Genomic DNA, 519 nt, shown 5'->3' with positions numbered 1-519 from the left:
CTGATCGATCAAAATGATCATGAGTTTAAGCACTGGCTGGATCGCTACAAATACGCAGATCGTCATCTTGAAATGACCCAAATTGAATATCGGCAAAAAGGCGAGACGTTTTTGCAAGTTTTAGAGGAGCTACTTACGCAGAACTTGTATTTGTTAGCAGATAAAGTAACGCTTGCTGACATTGCTATTATGCCTTTTGTGCGTCAATTCGCTCATGTCGATCGCAATACTTTTTATGAATTGCCCTATCCAAATGTGCAGCGCTGGCTGAATCATTGCCTGGCACACACTCTATTTTTGCAAGTCATGACCAAGTATCAGCCGTGGGCGGAGGGCGATGAGGTTGTGGTTTTTGGTGTTTAGTGTCTAAAATCATCATATAAGAACACTCAAACCGAACTCTTGCTATAATGCCCAACGCTATAAAATAAAGATTATCAACTATGGAACACAACGCTGTAGAACAAAAACCGGTATTTATGCCAAGAGTCAATAGTGACAATTTGGTCAAAACAGATA

At 40.5% G+C, this 519-nt stretch carries 1 protein-coding gene; it reads left to right on the top strand.

Going from position 1 to position 519, the window contains the following annotated elements; genetic code table 11:
• On the top strand, positions 1-363 hold a 363-nt coding region (locus ACTXGO_RS16250; protein WP_443575256.1), incomplete at its 5' end, for a glutathione binding-like protein.
• Between the last annotated feature and the right edge of the window lie 156 nt (positions 364-519).

It is taken from the genome of Psychrobacter sp. T6-1 (genome assembly GCF_052258445.1).
Note: the sequence above shows the minus strand (reverse complement) of the source record. Positions and strands in the feature narration are given on the sequence as shown.